The organism is Streptomyces sp. TP-A0356, from assembly GCF_001417775.1.
Taxonomy (GTDB): Bacteria; Actinomycetota; Actinomycetes; order Streptomycetales; family Streptomycetaceae; genus Streptomyces.
In genome coordinates this window covers 357,564-372,493 of the sequence record NZ_BBZJ01000016.1, presented here as the reverse complement: position 1 = coordinate 372,493, position 14,930 = coordinate 357,564, and the positions used below count along the sequence as shown (strand labels likewise).

The 14,930-nt window shown below is 68.3% G+C and carries 24 protein-coding genes; 18 read left to right on the top strand and 6 right to left on the bottom strand.

The genetic code is table 11. From position 1 onward, the window contains the following. Positions 1-76 precede the first annotated feature (76 nt). Positions 77-340 carry a hypothetical protein gene (locus tag ASC56_RS12535; RefSeq protein WP_234376943.1) on the top strand — a complete coding sequence of 88 codons (264 nt, stop codon included), beginning with the start codon at positions 77-79 and terminating at the stop codon, positions 338-340. A 14-nt stretch (positions 341-354) separates the two neighbouring features. After that, positions 355-642, top strand: coding sequence for a hypothetical protein (locus ASC56_RS43085; RefSeq protein WP_371330061.1), 288 nt, complete (start codon positions 355-357; stop codon positions 640-642). A 5-nt stretch (positions 643-647) separates the two neighbouring features. On the opposite strand, the gene ASC56_RS12530 is transcribed toward ASC56_RS43085, so the two are convergent. Beyond that, positions 648-959, bottom strand: a complete 312-nt coding sequence (locus ASC56_RS12530) for a helix-turn-helix domain-containing protein (protein ID WP_055491392.1) — start codon at positions 957-959, stop codon at positions 648-650. Between the two features lie 36 nt (positions 960-995). On the opposite strand from ASC56_RS12530, the gene ASC56_RS12525 reads away from it, so the two are divergent. The 12 genes from ASC56_RS12525 (at position 996) to ASC56_RS37895 (ending at position 8,116) form a co-directional block, all read left to right on the top strand. Further along, positions 996-1,385, top strand: a complete 390-nt coding sequence (locus tag ASC56_RS12525; protein ID WP_055491519.1) for an NUDIX hydrolase — start codon at positions 996-998, stop codon at positions 1,383-1,385. Between the two features lie 123 nt (positions 1,386-1,508). After that, a complete protein-coding gene (locus ASC56_RS12520) occupies positions 1,509-1,874 on the top strand; it encodes a hypothetical protein (RefSeq protein ID WP_055491391.1) in 366 nt (121 codons plus the stop codon). Between the two features lie 176 nt (positions 1,875-2,050). Beyond that, entirely contained in the window at positions 2,051-2,260 is a 210-nt protein-coding gene (locus ASC56_RS12515) for a hypothetical protein (protein ID WP_055491390.1), read from the top strand. A 5-nt stretch (positions 2,261-2,265) separates the two neighbouring features. Further along, the gene (locus ASC56_RS12510; RefSeq protein ID WP_055491389.1) at positions 2,266-2,802 is read left to right on the top strand and encodes a DUF6879 family protein; all 537 of its coding nucleotides are present in this window, start codon (positions 2,266-2,268) and stop codon (positions 2,800-2,802) included. Next, positions 2,799-3,650 carry a helix-turn-helix transcriptional regulator gene (locus ASC56_RS12505; protein ID WP_055491388.1) on the top strand — a complete coding sequence of 284 codons (852 nt, stop codon included), beginning with the start codon at positions 2,799-2,801 and terminating at the stop codon, positions 3,648-3,650. Before ASC56_RS12510 ends, ASC56_RS12505 begins: the two co-directional genes overlap by 4 nt. An 87-nt stretch (positions 3,651-3,737) precedes the next feature. Further along, the gene (locus ASC56_RS12500) at positions 3,738-4,199 is read left to right on the top strand and encodes a hypothetical protein (protein ID WP_055491387.1); all 462 of its coding nucleotides are present in this window, start codon (positions 3,738-3,740) and stop codon (positions 4,197-4,199) included. Beyond that, complete coding sequence (locus tag ASC56_RS12495; RefSeq protein ID WP_055491386.1) at positions 4,199-4,390, top strand: hypothetical protein; 192 nt, start codon at positions 4,199-4,201, stop codon at positions 4,388-4,390. The genes ASC56_RS12500 and ASC56_RS12495 overlap by 1 nt, the downstream gene beginning before the upstream one ends. Before the next feature lie 382 nt (positions 4,391-4,772). Beyond that, positions 4,773-5,066: a putative ATP-grasp-modified RiPP gene (gene tgmA / locus ASC56_RS12490; RefSeq protein ID WP_055491385.1), complete on the top strand. Its 294-nt coding sequence runs from the start codon at positions 4,773-4,775 to the stop codon at positions 5,064-5,066. Continuing rightward, positions 5,063-6,013 carry an ATP-grasp ribosomal peptide maturase gene (tgmB, locus tag ASC56_RS12485; protein ID WP_055491384.1) on the top strand — a complete coding sequence of 317 codons (951 nt, stop codon included), beginning with the start codon at positions 5,063-5,065 and terminating at the stop codon, positions 6,011-6,013. Before tgmA ends, tgmB begins: the two co-directional genes overlap by 4 nt. After that, on the top strand, positions 6,010-6,417 hold the full coding sequence (locus tag ASC56_RS43080) for a hypothetical protein (RefSeq protein WP_371330060.1): 408 nt from the start codon (positions 6,010-6,012) through the stop codon (positions 6,415-6,417). Before tgmB ends, ASC56_RS43080 begins: the two co-directional genes overlap by 4 nt. Then, on the top strand, positions 6,339-7,142 hold the full coding sequence (locus tag ASC56_RS12480) for a protein-L-isoaspartate(D-aspartate) O-methyltransferase (protein ID WP_371330059.1): 804 nt from the start codon (positions 6,339-6,341) through the stop codon (positions 7,140-7,142). Before ASC56_RS43080 ends, ASC56_RS12480 begins: the two co-directional genes overlap by 79 nt. A gap of 473 nt (positions 7,143-7,615) precedes the next feature. Next, positions 7,616-8,116, top strand: coding sequence for a hypothetical protein (locus ASC56_RS37895; RefSeq protein WP_234376942.1), 501 nt, complete (start codon positions 7,616-7,618; stop codon positions 8,114-8,116). A 356-nt stretch (positions 8,117-8,472) separates the two neighbouring features. Here the strand turns inward: ASC56_RS37895 and ASC56_RS40570 are convergent, their stop codons facing one another. Continuing rightward, positions 8,473-8,919 carry a hypothetical protein gene (locus tag ASC56_RS40570; RefSeq protein WP_159039637.1) on the bottom strand — a complete coding sequence of 149 codons (447 nt, stop codon included), beginning with the start codon at positions 8,917-8,919 and terminating at the stop codon, positions 8,473-8,475. 73 nt (positions 8,920-8,992) lie between these two features. On the opposite strand from ASC56_RS40570, the gene ASC56_RS41850 reads away from it, so the two are divergent. Both ASC56_RS41850 and ASC56_RS41845 read left to right on the top strand, forming a co-directional pair. Continuing rightward, entirely contained in the window at positions 8,993-9,388 is a 396-nt protein-coding gene (locus ASC56_RS41850) for a hypothetical protein (RefSeq protein ID WP_234376941.1), read from the top strand. Then, on the top strand, positions 9,376-9,750 hold the full coding sequence (locus ASC56_RS41845; RefSeq protein ID WP_234376949.1) for a tyrosine-type recombinase/integrase: 375 nt from the start codon (positions 9,376-9,378) through the stop codon (positions 9,748-9,750). The genes ASC56_RS41850 and ASC56_RS41845 overlap by 13 nt, the downstream gene beginning before the upstream one ends. A 123-nt stretch (positions 9,751-9,873) precedes the next feature. Here the strand turns inward: ASC56_RS41845 and ASC56_RS12465 are convergent, their stop codons facing one another. The 4 genes from ASC56_RS12465 to ASC56_RS12450 form a co-directional block, all read right to left on the bottom strand. Beyond that, positions 9,874-10,233, bottom strand: a complete 360-nt coding sequence (locus ASC56_RS12465) for a DUF4326 domain-containing protein (RefSeq protein WP_055491382.1) — start codon at positions 10,231-10,233, stop codon at positions 9,874-9,876. A 209-nt stretch (positions 10,234-10,442) separates the two neighbouring features. Then, positions 10,443-11,252 (bottom strand): class I SAM-dependent methyltransferase, encoded by an 810-nt coding sequence (locus ASC56_RS12460; RefSeq protein WP_055491381.1) that lies wholly within the window; start codon positions 11,250-11,252, stop codon positions 10,443-10,445. Beyond that, complete coding sequence (locus ASC56_RS12455; protein ID WP_055491380.1) at positions 11,249-12,265, bottom strand: aminotransferase class I/II-fold pyridoxal phosphate-dependent enzyme; 1,017 nt, start codon at positions 12,263-12,265, stop codon at positions 11,249-11,251. Before ASC56_RS12455 ends, ASC56_RS12460 begins: the two co-directional genes overlap by 4 nt. After that, positions 12,262-13,617, bottom strand: coding sequence for a radical SAM protein (locus tag ASC56_RS12450; protein WP_055491379.1), 1,356 nt, complete (start codon positions 13,615-13,617; stop codon positions 12,262-12,264). The genes ASC56_RS12455 and ASC56_RS12450 overlap by 4 nt, the downstream gene beginning before the upstream one ends. Here ASC56_RS12450 and ASC56_RS12445 point away from each other — a divergent pair. Continuing rightward, positions 13,612-13,917, top strand: a complete 306-nt coding sequence (locus tag ASC56_RS12445) for a DDE-type integrase/transposase/recombinase (protein WP_055491378.1) — start codon at positions 13,612-13,614, stop codon at positions 13,915-13,917. The two genes, ASC56_RS12450 and ASC56_RS12445, sit on opposite strands and share 6 nt — an antisense overlap. Positions 13,918-14,021: 104 nt before the next feature. Next, positions 14,022-14,918: an aminoglycoside phosphotransferase family protein gene (locus ASC56_RS12440; RefSeq protein ID WP_055491377.1), complete on the top strand. Its 897-nt coding sequence runs from the start codon at positions 14,022-14,024 to the stop codon at positions 14,916-14,918. Positions 14,919-14,930 lie beyond the last annotated feature (12 nt).

The window sequence follows — 14,930 nt, the reverse complement described above, 5'->3', positions numbered from 1 at the left end:
CGCCACCCTCCGCCGCCGTGCCGCCAAGACGCGCCTCGTATCCTCGTGCCGCCGCCGGCCGCGCTCCATCTCCACGGTGGCCATCGCGGCCGGCGTCGACCGCGACACCGCCACGGGTTGCGCCAACGGACTGCGGTCCGTCGCGAAGCGCCTCGGCGTCCCCCCGGCTCTGACCGTGCGTACCCGCCGCACCGCCTGCGGTGGCCGCGCCCGCCAGACCCACACGGTGTACCGCTACACGCTCCGCCAGGTCGCCCAGTTGGTCGCCGCGTACAAGCCCCGCAAGCCGGAGTTCGTCGCCGCTGTCGCCCGCATCGCCGCCTTCGCCACCGCCGCCTGATCGGAGTGCACGCCATGACCAAGACCATCAACACCGCGTCCGCGCAGTCCTCCGAGCAGGCGTCGGCTGTCGAGCCGCGCACGATCACGTATCCGCTGAAGACGGGCGGCTCCATCACCGCCACCTGCCCCGCCTGGTGCACCGCCGACCACAGCGACGACGTGGCCCGGGGCATCGACCCGGCGGGTCTGTTCCACCGGCGACAAGGTCGGGCTGGAGTTCAGCGTGGATGGCCTCGACATGAGCATCCTCGAGGCGCGGATCGAGCTATACGGAGCCCGGCGGAGCCGGCGGACGGTTGACGGGGTTACGAGGCATGGACACTGCCCTCACCGAGTTGCGGTGGAGCGAACGGCTGAACCGTGAACTGCTCGGTGATGGCCCGGATGTTCAGGCCCGAGAGCCAGATCTTGTTGCCGTTGTTCACGTGGGGGATCTCGCGGGCGAAGGCCATGCGCCGCAGCTTGTGGTAGCTGAACGGCAGCCACTGCGCGGCCTCGGCCGGCGTGTAGTGGAAGAGCTCCCCCTCGGGGGCGCTCGTGCCGGGATGTTTTCTCGGATCTTGCGGGTTCGTGCCATATTGGAAGAATGTCCCAAGCGCTCGATGCGCGAAGATCACTCGTTGGAGGGGTTAAAGAACGGGTAGATCACGGTGATGAGCGAACATCCAGCCGTGGCTATGGCCGTCATCGTCGATGGCGGCCGTCTCCTGCTCATCCGCCGCAGCGCGCCCGAGGGCGGTCTCGTCTGGGCACTGCCAGGCGGCACCGTCGAGTCCGCCGAGACAGCGGAGCAGGCAGCTGCGAGGGAGACGCTTGAGGAGACGGGGTTGACCGTGGAAGCGGTCAAGCTGCTCGGCGAGCGCGTCCACCCCGACACGGGTCGGCTCATCGTCTACGTGGCGTGTACGGTCCTCGCGGGTACAGCGCATGCCGCATCGCGGCGCGAAGTCTCCGCGGTCACCTGGGCTGCGCCCGGTGAGATCGCGCAGTACGTACCGCGAGGCTTGCACCCGCCCGTCCAGGCCTACCTGGACCGCCTGTAGCCAAGAAGGCCCTCTGTACGGTCATCACGGCCGTGCAGGGGACCTCTCTTCACGTCTGGCACGTCAGCGCGCTGGTGGTGACGAACCTATGTCGACGGCGCCCGCTGAACGGGAAGATGAGCCATGCCCTCGCGTCGGCCCTCATCCAACGAGCCCAGTCTGCTCGTTGCCCTCTGGTGGATTCTCCTCACGGCCTGCGCCGCCGTGATGTTCCTCGGCGGCATCAACTTCCTGTTCGGCTCCGACGACGAGCCCCGGCCCGCGCCCACCGTCACCGTCACCGAGGTCTTCAGCCCGTCACCGCTGGCGACGAGCATCCCAGACAGTGCCATCGACGACGGACTGAACAGCATCCCCACCCCAAGCGCCTGCACCGATGCGGACGTTCGCGGCGAGATTCCCCGAGACCGCTGGACGCCGTGCGGCCAGATCCTCGGCTACTTCAACGACTGGACAGCGCCGCCGCCCGGTGCGCCGGCCGTGCCGTGAGGGCATGGTCCGCACGTCCGCGCAGGGGGCCATTTCTGCGTTGAGGGGGCGGCCGTTGCTCGCAATCAGCCAAAGGCGTCCCCCCTCAACGAGCAATTCTCCGCAATCCGCCTGCACGGGCCCGCTCTCCGCAGCATTCTGAGGGCTCATCCACCCGGCACGAGAGGGAGACGGCCATGGCCCTACAACTCCGCATGCTCGGCACCACCAGCGAAGACGGCAAGTGCCCCACGCTGTACGAGGACGTCGCGACCGGGGACATCGTCGTGCAGGGCTACACCGTCACGGACCCCGAGGACATCGCGCAGCTGCAGAACGTCCTCGACGGCGAATCGTTCGTGCGAATCCCGCGCGAGCTGCTCACCCGCTTCGCCCCCAAGGAGTAGCCTGCGTGCCAGAGTTCATCGACGACAGCACGTTCGGCACTTACTTCGAGACGTTCGAGCACACCGCTTGGAGGCTGGAAACCCGCCGCGGCTACGGCTCCGACCGGGCCGGCGAGAAGTACCGCCGCTACCTCGACACCGGCACCGTGTCCGACGACTCCGACCGCCCCTGGTGCGTCAACGTCCGCGCGCAGACGTCCCGGGGCAAGCGGTTCGAGCGGGTCCGGATCGTCGACCAGCCGCCCACACCCGAGCAGCTCTACCTGCTCGCGACCGCTGCCACCAACAACAAGGCGGGCGAGGACATCCGCAACCTATGGCGCACGGACGCCGAGAAAGTCGCCCTCCCGACTGAGGACTTCTGGCTGTTCGATGCCCGCCGCGCCCTGGTCCTCCACTTCGACGACGGTGACGGCTACCTCGGCGCCGAGCTCATCGAAGACCCCGTCCGCATCGTCGAGTTCTGCCAGATCCGGGATGCGGCCTGGCACTACGCGATTAGGCGCGAGGAGTTCCTTGCGCAGGTAGCTTCGATTGCGTGAGCACCGACTATCAGCAGGCCCGTGAAGCGCTCGGTGCGCGGCTGCGAGAGCTGCGCACCGAGACCGGCCTGAACGGCAAGGAGTTCGCCGAGCGCCTTGGCTGGCAGCGCTCCAAGGTGTCCCGGCTGGAGAACGGCAAGCAGACCGCCGCCGACACCGACATCGAAGCGTGGACCCGCGCCGCCGAGTCCCCCGGTGCCGTGGACGAGTTGACGCACGCCCTGCGCCGGCTCCGCAGACTGGAAACGGCCTCACGAAGCTGGCGGCGCCAGCTCGCAGCCGGCCACCGAGCCGTACAGGAAGGCCACGCCGTCCAAGAGGCGCAGGCCGAGACTATCCACATCTTCGAGTCCGGCGTCATCCCCGGCATCTTCCAGACGCCCGACTATGCGCGCGGAGTTCTCACCGACGTCTCCAACCGTCTCGACACGCCCCGGGACATCGAGGAAGGCGTCCGGGCCCGCATGAAGCGCCAAGAAGCCGTGTTCGAGCCGGGACACCACTTCCACGTACTTGTCTGGGAAGCCGCCTTGCACGTCGCGCGATGCTCCCCGGAGGCCATGGCCGCACAGCTCAACCGTCTGAGCGGGTTCATCGGCCTCGACACCGTGACCCTCGGCATCATCCCCCTCGGCGCCCGGACGCCGTTCTCACCGAAGCACGGTTTCTGGATCATCGACGAGCGGCTCGTCGTCGCCGACACGTGGAATGCCGAGGTGTGGCTCGACGCGCCTGACGACGTCGCCCTGTACCGGAAGATGTGGGATCTGATGCAGGAGTCCGCGGTCTTCGACCACCAGGCGCACCGCCTGATCGCACGAGCCAGGGCTGCTCTGACCCTCAAATGAGCAACCGGCAGCAACTGTCAGACCTGCTCGCGCAATCCCGCGCAATCGACGCGCACCCTCGCAACTGCCGTGCATAGCGTCCCTCCCATGGCATATCCGATGCGGTTCGCCGCGATGCACGAGGCCGGCGACGCGTGGCTCGCCGACTGCTCCGCGCACCCGGCCCTCGTGCGTGAGGCATGGGAAATGGAAGCCCTCGCCCCCATAGCTTCAGGACCGCACTGGCTCGCCGCCGAGGCGCAGCTCGTCACCGGCATGCAGGCACTCAACCGCATCCGCGACGAGCAGCGAGGCCCCGTCCTCGCCGATCCGCTGCTGGAGAAGGCCTGGTGGCTCGTGCCCTTCACCGCCGGCGCCGACCTGGCCGACCTGCGGCAACTGGTCGTACAACCGGCTGGCTGGACGCTGCACTGTCCGCCGACGGGCTGGCACGCATGCGGGCGCTTCTGGCTGTCCTGCCCCGACGGAACCGGCCAGCTCACCGACCCCACCATGCTCGCCGCCGCGTTCGGCCCTGGCGGGTACCGACGTCCCACTGAGGCTCCCTGATGTCCGAGACGATGAGCCCGCCCATCCACCTGCCCGACCCCACGCGCCCGCCCCGGCCGACGCCCGGCTGCGACGTGTGCGATGCCCTCGACCGGCAGCGCGCCCAAGCCGAGAAGCGGCAGCACTACCGGCGCGCCACCACCTGCGAGATGGAGATCCGGCGGCACCCGCGGCACAAGGCACAGCCGTGAGCGGCATTCAGTGGCAGCCCCGTGACGAGGGCAGCGGCCCCGGACGCATGCAGGCGACCCTGCCCGATGCCCTGTACGTCCCCTACGAGGCGTACATGGGGCACTCCTACGACTGCGCGGACTGCGGGTACGGCCAAGGTCCGGTGCCCGAAGGCGCAGGAGCTGTGGCGGGCGTACCGGGCGGCCGGCCGCGACCGCGCATAGACCCCCGCCCGCCCCTGACGCTCCCCCCTCGGAGGGGCGGGCGGGTCACCAAGCGTCCGTCACCGCCGGAGGAGCGGAAACCTGTCGCGGGACGGGCAAGCAAGACCCCCCCCGGCCCGAACACGACCGGCGAGGCCGGGCCGAACTCATCGACAGGAACCGAACGAGAGGAACTCCCATGTTTGCTCACTCCGATCGACTTCCGACCGGAACGGCTCAGCCGTCCAGCGCCCTCACCCCCGCCCCCTGGGGCGTGCGGCGCATGGCCCCGTACCCGGCAATGGCTCCGGGCTACGCGCACGCCGAACTCGACCCGGCCACCCAGACCACCCGCTACTTCAACCACGAGGGCGCGGTGTTGGAGATGCCGGGACACGGCACCAGCACCGGCACAAACCCGTCCACCGGCACCAGCCCTGACGGCAACGGCAGCACGCAGGACAGCGACACCGGGAACGACACCGACCAGTGAACGACACTGGCCCGGTGCTGGTCGTCACCAACCTGGACGACCCCACGGCCGACGTGGTGATCAGCGAGCTGCACGACCGGGGCGTCCCGGTCGTGCGGTTCGACTCGGGGGACTTCCCCCACGCCCTGTCGGTCGCGGCCACGATCACGTCGAACGGTGTGGAGGGCACGCTGTCCACGCCGACGCGGACCGCCGACTTATCCCGGGTCCGGTCCCTGTACTACCGCCGCCCCTCCGGCTTCACATACCCGCACCTGAACGAGCAGGACGCCCGGTTCGCACTCACCCAGGCCCGCTACGGGCTGGGCGGTGTGCTGGCCTCCCTGCCCGGCTGCGTGTACGTCAACCACCCGCACCGCATCGGCGACGCGGAGTTCAAGCCGTCCGGCCTGGCCGCCGCGGCGTCCGCCGGCTTCCGCATCCCGCCGACGATCGTCACCTCCGAGCCAGATGCGGCGCGCGCCTTCATCAAGCAGCACGGGCCCACCATCTACAAACCGCTGTCGGCGCCGCTGTACCGCATCGACGGCGTGTCCTGCACGGTCAAGGTCGCCGAGGTGGCGGCCGACGACATCGATGAAGCCGTGGCCGGCACGGCGCACCTGTTCCAGCGGCTCGTCGAGAAGACCGCGGACGTGCGGGTCACCGTCGTCGGAGACCAGGTGTTCGCGGTCAGGATCGACTCGGACCTGCTGGACTGGCGCACCGATTACAGCCAGTTGCGCTACTCCGTAGCTGTGCCGCCGCCCGGCATCACCGAGGCCCTCCACGCATACATGGCCCACTTCGGGCTGGTCTTCGGTGCTTTCGACTTCGCCATAGACCGCCAGGGCCGATGGTGGTTCCTGGAGTGCAACCCATCCGGTCAGTGGTACTGGCTCGAGCCCGAGACCGGCCTGCCGATGCTCGCGGCCATGGCCGACCTGCTGGAAAGGAAGACCCGATGACCGACATGGACGACGCCGCCCTGCGTCGCGCGCTCGCCGACCGCCTCACCGAAGGCGGCTACCTGCGTACCGAGCCGTGGCGCGCGGCCGTGGAAGCCGTGCCCCGGCACGAGTTCCTGCGCGGCGGCTTCTTCGAGCCGGTCCAGGGTGCCGGCCCGACCGCCTGGCGGCCGGTGCTCGCCAGCAGCAGGGACTGGCTGGAGCGCTGCTACGGCGATGAGTCGCTGGTCACCCAGATCGCCGGGACGATCGTGCCCGAGGACATCCGCGGCTGGATCCTGCGCGCCCCACCTCCTCGAGCACCATGCCGAACCTCGTGGTGCGGATGCTCGAGGATCTCCAGGTGGAGGACGGCAACCGTGTGCTGGAGATCGGCACGGGCACCGGCTACTCGACAGGGCTGATGTGCCATCGGCTCGGCGACGAGCTGGTGACCTCGATGGAGGTGGACCCGGAGGTGTCCGGCCGTGCCGGCACGGCTCTCGGCGCCTGCGGCTACTTCCCTGAGCTGGTCGTCGGCGACGGCTTGGCCGGGCAAAAGGACAGCGCCCCCTACGACCGGGTCATCGCCACCTGCGGAGTGATGGAGCTGCCCCATACGTGGCTCGAGCAGACGAAGCCGGGCGGGATCGTGCTGGCCACACTGTGCGGCTGGCTGTACTCCTCCGCGCTGGCCCGGCTCACCGTCGACGCGGACAGCGTGGCCCGCGGTCGGCTCCTCGGTGGGCAGGTCTCGTTCATGCTCGCCCGCCCGCAGCTGCCGCCAGCTCTGGGGATCCTCCCCGACCTGGAAAGCGGGGAGGAACGGGCCGCCCGAATCGGCACCGACGTCCTGGACGACTGGACCGCACGGTTCGTCGCCCAGCTTGCAGTCCCGCGGACTCAGCGCCTCAGCCTCTCGGGCTCCGATGGGACCGAGCATGTCCTCATCGACGTGGAGGCCGGCGCCTGGGCTGCGCTCGCTCAGCACGGCAAGGAGTGGACGGTCCGTCAGGGCGGACCCGTGCGCCTGTGGGACGCGGTCGAGGACCACCTGCTGCGATGGCGGGCGGACGGCGCCCCCGCGCTGGACCGCTTCGAGGTCCTGGTGACACCGGAGGCCCAGAGGATCAACTGGCCGAAGGTCTGACCTCCCGCCAGGACAGACGAGCCCCGGCTGATGGGTGCATCCCGGCCGGGGCTCACGCACGCCTGGGGACCGCCCCGCGTATGCCATATGGGTGCCAACCCCCAGCGAAAGCAGCAGGGCACAGCCTCCGAACCGCATGCTCTATGCGGTTAGAGGGTTGTTCGGCGAGGCCTCAACCGTTGCCCTCTGAGCAATGACTGGGCTGGCAACCGTGGGCGTATCCCCACGACTGGCCGCAACTGTGGGGCTCTGCCCCACACCTGCGTGGCCGTCTGGGCAACGCAGGTCCGCCCGCCACTCGCCTCCCAGAAGGAGGCAAGTCGCCGAGGCCTCCGAGCCGCGCCTGCCCTTGTTCACCTTGTCCGAGGCGCACGACCTCCTCGAGGTCCACCAGAACTTCGAGCGCTATGTTCGCCGTCCATACGGAGTAACACAGCAGACGAAGGATTGCGCCCTCCGGGCAGAGTAGGGGGATGGAAGACGCTGCAAAGAAGCCGGCCAAGTCTCGTAGGAGGCGACGATTCCAGGCCGTGCACAAGTGGTCCGCTACGGCTGCTGCGGTCGTCGCCCTGGCCATCTCGCTCTACAACTTCGCTGAACTGCAGCGCAAGCCTCACGTAGAGATGACACTTCCTCACCTCTTTCGCCTGGAAAAGGCAGGCACGGAAGTGCGTTTTAATGTGCAACCTACAGTGGCCACCAGGTTCAAGAGCGAAAATGTCGAAGTAATCCGTGACGCACATTTGCAGCTCATCCCTACCGGCTCCATCTCTTCTTCTAAGAGGCCGGTTTTCTATTGGAGGGAGAGCGATGTGTGGCGTTACGACGCTTCTACGGACTCGGTCAATAGTTACTGGAGTAGCGACCCCGCCCCGTTGATCGTCAGCCAGGACAAGCCTCAACAGCCATCATTCCAGTTCACGGCCAAGGCTGGATGTACCAGGCGGGCCGGTACGAAGGATCTCTTGAGCTGATCCGTTCAACGGATCACGCTCCCCTGGTCAGGAAGTTCTGCCTGATCATTTCACCGGCAGCAATCAATGAACTGCAAAATCCACAGCCGCCGATCCAGGCGATCCGCTTCTTCCGCAACGACCTGCCGAAGTTCACCTCGTCTAGCAACTCTCCAAGTTGCTACCGGAGGGACACGGACGAAAGCCGGGGTAGCCAGTTTGATCACAGGTAGTCCCTCACAGGTCGTATCTCGGTGACGGTGTCTGCACTTCTAAAGACGGCCGCGCCCCGGTTGTGAAGGAGCCGGGGCCCATCCGGGGCCCCGGCAGTCCCGAGCACCCTGACGGCGGGACAGCGCCACCGTAACCGGTCCGGGTCAGCAGGCGGGGCCGACCGCCACCTGTACCTTCTTCAGCCGCTTGGCTGGCGTGGCGTCGGCGTTGTAGCCGGGGTTATCGCTCGCCCACGCCGCTTCGGTGCAGGCCCCGGGCACGTTCGGCGACGTCCGCTGCACCATGTCGAAAGTGGACTCGCAGTTCGGGTAGCCGTTACCACCCAGAACCTGCGCACTGTCTGGAACGCCAGGCACCTTCATCCACAAGATGACGTCCCCTACGGACGGACATTCCTTCGGCGAAGCCGATCGGGACGGGTTCGACTTGGCCGAATGTGATGCGCTGGGCGTGTTCACAGCCGCGGAATGGCTACTCTCCGCGGGCTGCTGGGACGAGGCGTGTGCCGGCGATGGTGTGGCGTTCATGGCGCCGGGCCCGCAGGCGGCGGTCAGCAGGATGGCGGCGATGGGCAGGATGAATCGGCGCACGAGGCCCCCCAAGGCTGTGCAGTAGTTGTGTGGGGACACTGTGGCAGATGTGTGCACGAGGCACGGACTCCCGTTGCCAGACCGTGACGACGCCCTGCAGGGTGGACAGCTTGGGAGCCACCGGACACCACCCAGCCCTGCCCAGTGCGTGCGCGCGGCACTGACCGACAAGAAGACGGACAAGCGGGAGCGGGAGCGGCCGAAGCCGTGGACCGTCGACGAGGTGCAGACGTTCATCAAGGGCATCGAGGACGACCGCCTGTACGCGCCGCTGCTGCTGTCCCTGATGGGCCTGCGACCGGCGGAAGTCTGCGGGCAGCGGTGGACGGACATCGACCTGCAGCTCGGCACGCTCGAGATGACCAACACCCGCACGATGGTCGGCAACAGGACGGTGCTGGAGAAGGACGCCAAGACGGCGGCCGGCGAACGCGTCCTCCCGCTGCCTCGAAGGCGCTGGAGTCGCTGAAGCGGTTCCGCGCCCAGCAGGCCCGCGAGAAGCTGGCAGCGGGGGAGGCGTACACCGGTACGGGCTACGTCGTAGTCGATGAGCTCGGCGTCGCGCTGAACACGCGCCAGCTACGTGAGCACGCCTACCGGCTGATGCGACGGCTCGGGCTACGGCAGGTCCGCCTGTACGACGCCCGGCACTCCTGCCTGACCTATCTCGCCGTGAACGGGGTTCCTGACGTCGTGCTGGCCGCATGGGCGGGGCACACGAACGCGAGCTTCACGAAGAGGAAGTACGTGCACGTTGCGGCAGAGGACATGCGGGCCGCTGCTGCCGCTTGGGACACCTTCCACGGCGGCGACCCGCAGGCTGCACCGTGAGAAATTGTGAGAGATGATCTCTCCGGCCAGCGCCACGGGGCGATTCGGCGGAACCTACGAGACCGCCGTCACGCGGGGCGATGGACCTCCCGGCCGGACGGCGCGTGAACAGCGGATCCGAGGTTACGACCGGTGTCCGGGTTCTTTGGGCCTGTCCGCGATCTCCGCCAGGATGTCCGCGTGGCACAGTTCGGGAGTGCACCAGCACGCCAGGGTCCTGCCGCGCAGTGCGGGCACCAGGGCCAGCAGGTCCGGGCGGTCCATGAGGCGGTCCCGGTACTTGGCCATCACCTGGTTGCGCGTGCCGTCGTGCTTCTTCTTGGCGGTGTCGATCTGGAACGGGTTGTACAGGGGGTGCTGGGGGAGGTCCCAGCCGCCCCTGGTGATGCGGCGGCCGACGTACACCACGTCCTTTGGGGCGTGTTCCAGCCGGGGGCCGAACTCCTGGAGGCGGCCCTTGAGGTTGATCACCTTGGTGGTCACACGAGACTCCCTCCGAAGCGTTCCGTCCTTCCAGGCGGCCGGCTAGGCGGCCGGGCCCTCATACGGCAGCAGGTCCGCGCGCTTGGCCGGGCGGCCGTCGCCGGACGGTGTACCCATGAGGTTAACTAGTCCGGAACGCGGGGGCGACAGCGAGGATCACCGCTCGTGCGGCCTCCGAACAGGCATGTTGCCCGGAATGCGGTGCTGGCTCAGCTCGGATGGATGACCGGTACCGTCGGCGGATCGCCGATCTGGCCGTTGGCGGATTGGGAGTGGCAGAACAGGAGCTGCTTCGGCGAGGTGCTCGTGAACGGGGATTGATCGTAGTCCCCGTAGCGCTGCGCGACGTCGAGACCGGCCAGCCGGCAGAGCGCCAAGAGTTCCTCGGGAAAGAAGCAGCGCATGCTGACTTTCTTGGTGCGTACGCACGCGCCGTCGCGTAGATAGTCCAGCGTGAAGCGCAGCACTTGGGCGGCGGCGTCGTAGCTGGTCGTCGCTCGCACGTCGAGTATCGCCCCGTCCACGTCCGCGACCGACTTGTGGTGGTAGGGCGACTCGGGGACCCGGCACAGCTTGGCCATGTCGGGGTTGAACACGTCCAGGATCAGGGTCCCGCCTGGTCGCAGCACGTTTCGCGCCGAGGCGAGGAACGCGACCACGGAATCCAGGTCGTGCAGGTGCTGCATCGCGTTGGTTGCCGAGAACACCAGGGCGAAGCGCCTGTCAGAGCGGATGTCTCGGCAGTCCTGTTCCAGCCACTCGACTGGCAGTCGCTCGTCCTCGGCCCGCTGACGGGCACGCGCAAGCATCGAGGGCATGATGTCAAGCCCTGTGACCTCGACACCCGCCCGCGCGATCGGCAGGGTGATGCGCCCGGTTCCGCAGGCCACCTCCAGGACCGGACCGCCCGCCCGGACTGCTTGGCCGAGGAAGAACGGGATGTCGTGGGTGCGCGCGGTGAACTCCTGATCGTAGAAGTCCGCATCGTCGTATACGGCCAGGTCCTCCAGTGGCTTCATCGCGCCACCGCCGGCGTCGGGCCGAAAGCGTCAGCAAGGCTGGTCAGGATGGAGCCGGACCAACTGCTCTCCCCGAACACGCTGACCGGCATCGCGAGCACGCCGCACTCACGCTGGAGCGTCTCCGCTGGGATTTCAACCGGGAAGAAATAGTTGCCGGGACACGTCCGGCTCGCCGTGGGAATCGCCCCGAGCACCTCGTCCGGCAACCGTTCGAACAACCGCCCAGCCCGTGCGGCCAGTTCGTCGACGACCTGCCGGGGCACGTCGCTGTGCTCGGTCAGCAGGCGGTCGGCGAGCCTCAGCTGAGTCGACGTCGGCGGATCCGCCCGGAACGCTTCGGCCAATTCGGCTTGCGCCGGACCCAGCAGGACCACGCCGAATGTGCGTGGCCACAGCCATCCCTTGGTGACCGAATGCAGTAGGACCGCGCAACCGGTGTCCAGCAATCGCCGTGTGCCGACAGCGAACGGGGCTCCCAGGTCGTAGACGCTGTCGATCAGCAGGCGGCGGCGTGGTGATTCCCGCAACCACGAAATCACCGCGGCGCACTCGGCATCGGACAGGTACCGGCCGAGCGGCTTGCTGGGGTTGGCGAGCAGCAGGTATTCGGGCCGGTGGTCCGCCGACGACCTCGGCAGGGTCGGCGCCGGCAGCGTCGGGTAGGACGCGGGCGCCAGGCCCGCAGCGCGGGCCAGCTCGAAGTAAACCGGGTAGACGTCGCTGGGCAGCCACAACCGCGCTTGCACGGCGCGCAGCCAGTGGAACACCACACCGAGCCCGTGCCGGACCCCTCGACAGACCATGGCGTGGCCGGACCACTCTTCCGGCAGCTCGAAGCGCCGCAGCCAGGCACGGGCGAGATCGCACCGGTGCACCGTACTCATGTCGGTCGGCGGTTCCGGTCGCATCGGAGCAAGCGCCCGGTACACGTTGGTCTCGGCGGCGTCCAGAAGCGACGAGGAAGCACTGAGCCGGCGCTGCCGGAATTCCTGGAACTCCTCGAACCTCATGCCGCCGCACCTTCCGGCACGATCTCGCTGGCCCGGTCCTCCAGGGAGGCGTAGCAGCGTCCGTCGGCCATGACGTTCCAGCTGCGTGCGATCCCGCTGGTGCGTTCCCAGAGCAGGCTGGGCTCGGTGTATGCGGCGATCCGCATCGGCCGTCCGTCCCAGCTGCCGTGGTAGACCGGCGCGCCCCAGGGCAGGCGGCTCGCCAGTTCGAAGCCACGCTGCTCGACGAACCGGGTGACGATGGACAGCGACACCTGGTGCTCTCGGCTCCAGACGTTCGCGGCGCGGTCGAAGTAGAGCGACTCGGTGCTGGTGGATACGTAGAGCTCTTTGAAGCAGACTTCCTCGACGCCGAGAGCCGCGGCCCACGAAAGGTAGTCGGCGACCCCGGCCGCGTCGTCGACGCCGCCGTGCTGGAGCACGCAGATCAGCCTCATCCGCAGCCCCGGCCAGCGGTGACGTTCCACGCGCCAGGTGTCGATCACGGAGCTCACCGGTGTGCGCAGCATCATCAGCCGCTCGCTGACGGCGTCGTCGTGATGGTGCCGGGAAACCGCCAGCACGCTCAGGCCTGCGGCGCTCAGGGCTGCGAGGCGGTCGGCCCGGCCATCGTGCCGGCCTTTCGCCAGGGTGTGCGCGTTGGTGATCAGGACGACCTTCGGGAAGGCAGCCGAGCAGGCGGACACCAGTCGCAGCTGCTGTTCGAACGGTATGAGCGTGGGCTCCCCGCCGCCGGTGATCACTGCACGCTCGGCACCCGCCGCACGGGCGCGCTCCAGCCACTGGGCGACCGCGTCCCACGGGACCCGTGCCGGCGCTTGGTCGCTGGAGATCGAAGCCGAGGAGAAGCAGAACGAACACCGGGCTTGGCAGGCGGAGGCGACCGGCAGAAGCGAAACCGAGCGCGGTCGCGTGTCGGCGTAGCGACGCTGTGCCGATCCGTGCAGGTGCAGGGAGGCCGCCATCGCATCCTCGACGGTTGTCGGGCGCAGAGTGAACTCGTCGCCTGCTTGGTCGAGCTCGTGGACTGCTGACAACCGGATGCGAGCCTCGTGCAGTTCCATGCCGAGGCCGGTCGACACGTTGGGCACCAGCTTGTCGGGGTCCACCATGGTTTCCAGCACCAGCAGCCGGTCGCCCGGAATGGCCAGCCGGTCCAGCAGGCGTCGCGCCTTGCCGATGCCGATTCCCAAGTCCGCACGGGTCAGCAGGTGGAACCGGTCGGGATAGGTACTCTCCGGAATCCCCGCCTTACCGTAAGCGAACGCGTACTTGTCGAAGCCCCTCGCGAAGTTCGACAGCACGATGACGTGGAAGCGCTGGTCGCTATGGTTCATCCCGTCATCATGCATGAACGGGCCCAGACGACATGGGCCGAACTGCAGGGGAGTTGGCAGCCAGGGAAGCGGCTGGCGAGCCCGGACGTCGTGCAGCGGGACTTCACCGCCGAGGCGCCCGACCTGGTCTGGTGCGGGGAGATGACGGAGATCGAGACCGAGGAGGGCAAGCTGTATCCGGCCACGGTCATCGACCTCTTCTCCCGGCGCCCGCTCGGCTATGCGATGGGAGAGCGCCACGACGCCGGGCTGGTCGTCGCCGCTTGGCCTGAGGCTTGTCCGAACTTTGGGGCCGGTCCGTCCCGTAGCCTCTGATCTGCAGCTCTCTGGAACCGAATCGGTGATGCCAGAGGTATCACGGTGCGATGTTCCGGAGAGCGAGAGCCGCTCCGCCTGCCGCATCAGTACTGTGACTTCGCATGACCGACGCCGAGATCGAGATCACCGCAGACCTGGTCCGCGACCTGCTGCGTGAGCAACATCCAGACCTTGCAGGGCTGGTCATCCGCGAGGTGCCGGGCGGCTGGGGTAACCAGATGTGGCGCGTCGGCGACCAGTTGGCGGTGCGCATGCAGCGCATGGACCCCACCCCGGAGCTCCAGCTCAAGGAGCGGCGGTGGCTACCCGTGCTGGCCCCGCGCCTGCCGCTCCCGGTGCCGACCCCGGTGCGGTTCGGCGAACCGTCCGAGCGTTTTCCCAAGCACTGGACCGTGATGACGTGGGTTCCCGGCGAGCCGCTGGACCACGGCTCGATCAGCCGCGGCGACCACGCGGCCGAGACACTGGCGGGCTTCCTCCGGGCGCTCCATGTGGAGGCGCCCGCCGAGGCGCCGATCGCTACGCACCGCGGTGCCCATCCCAGGAACTGCACGGACGGCTTCGAGAACTTCTTCCAGGCCGTTGCTCCCGATGACGTCGCTGCCGACGTCCGGGCCGTCTGGGACGACGCCGTGGCGGCCCAGGCGTGGGAGGGCCCGCCGGTGTGGGTGCATGGCGACCTCCATCCCGCGAACGTCGTCGTCTCGGACGGAACGCTCTCGGGCATCGTCGACTTCGGTGACATGTTCGCCGGCGATCCGGCGTGGGACCTCGCCGCCGCATGGGTGCTGCTCCCCGCGGGCACGGCCTCACGGTTCTTCGACATGTATGCGCATGCGGACATCGCGGCGATCCGGCGTGCCCGCGGGCTGGCCGCGATGAAGAGCCTCTTCCTGATGCTCATGGGGCAGAACGGAGATCGGGGTCTTCCCGGCGGCAAGCCGAACTGGGGACCTCTAGGCCGGGCGGCACTTGATCGTGTTCTGAAGGGCGTTTGAGGGGAGGCTCCG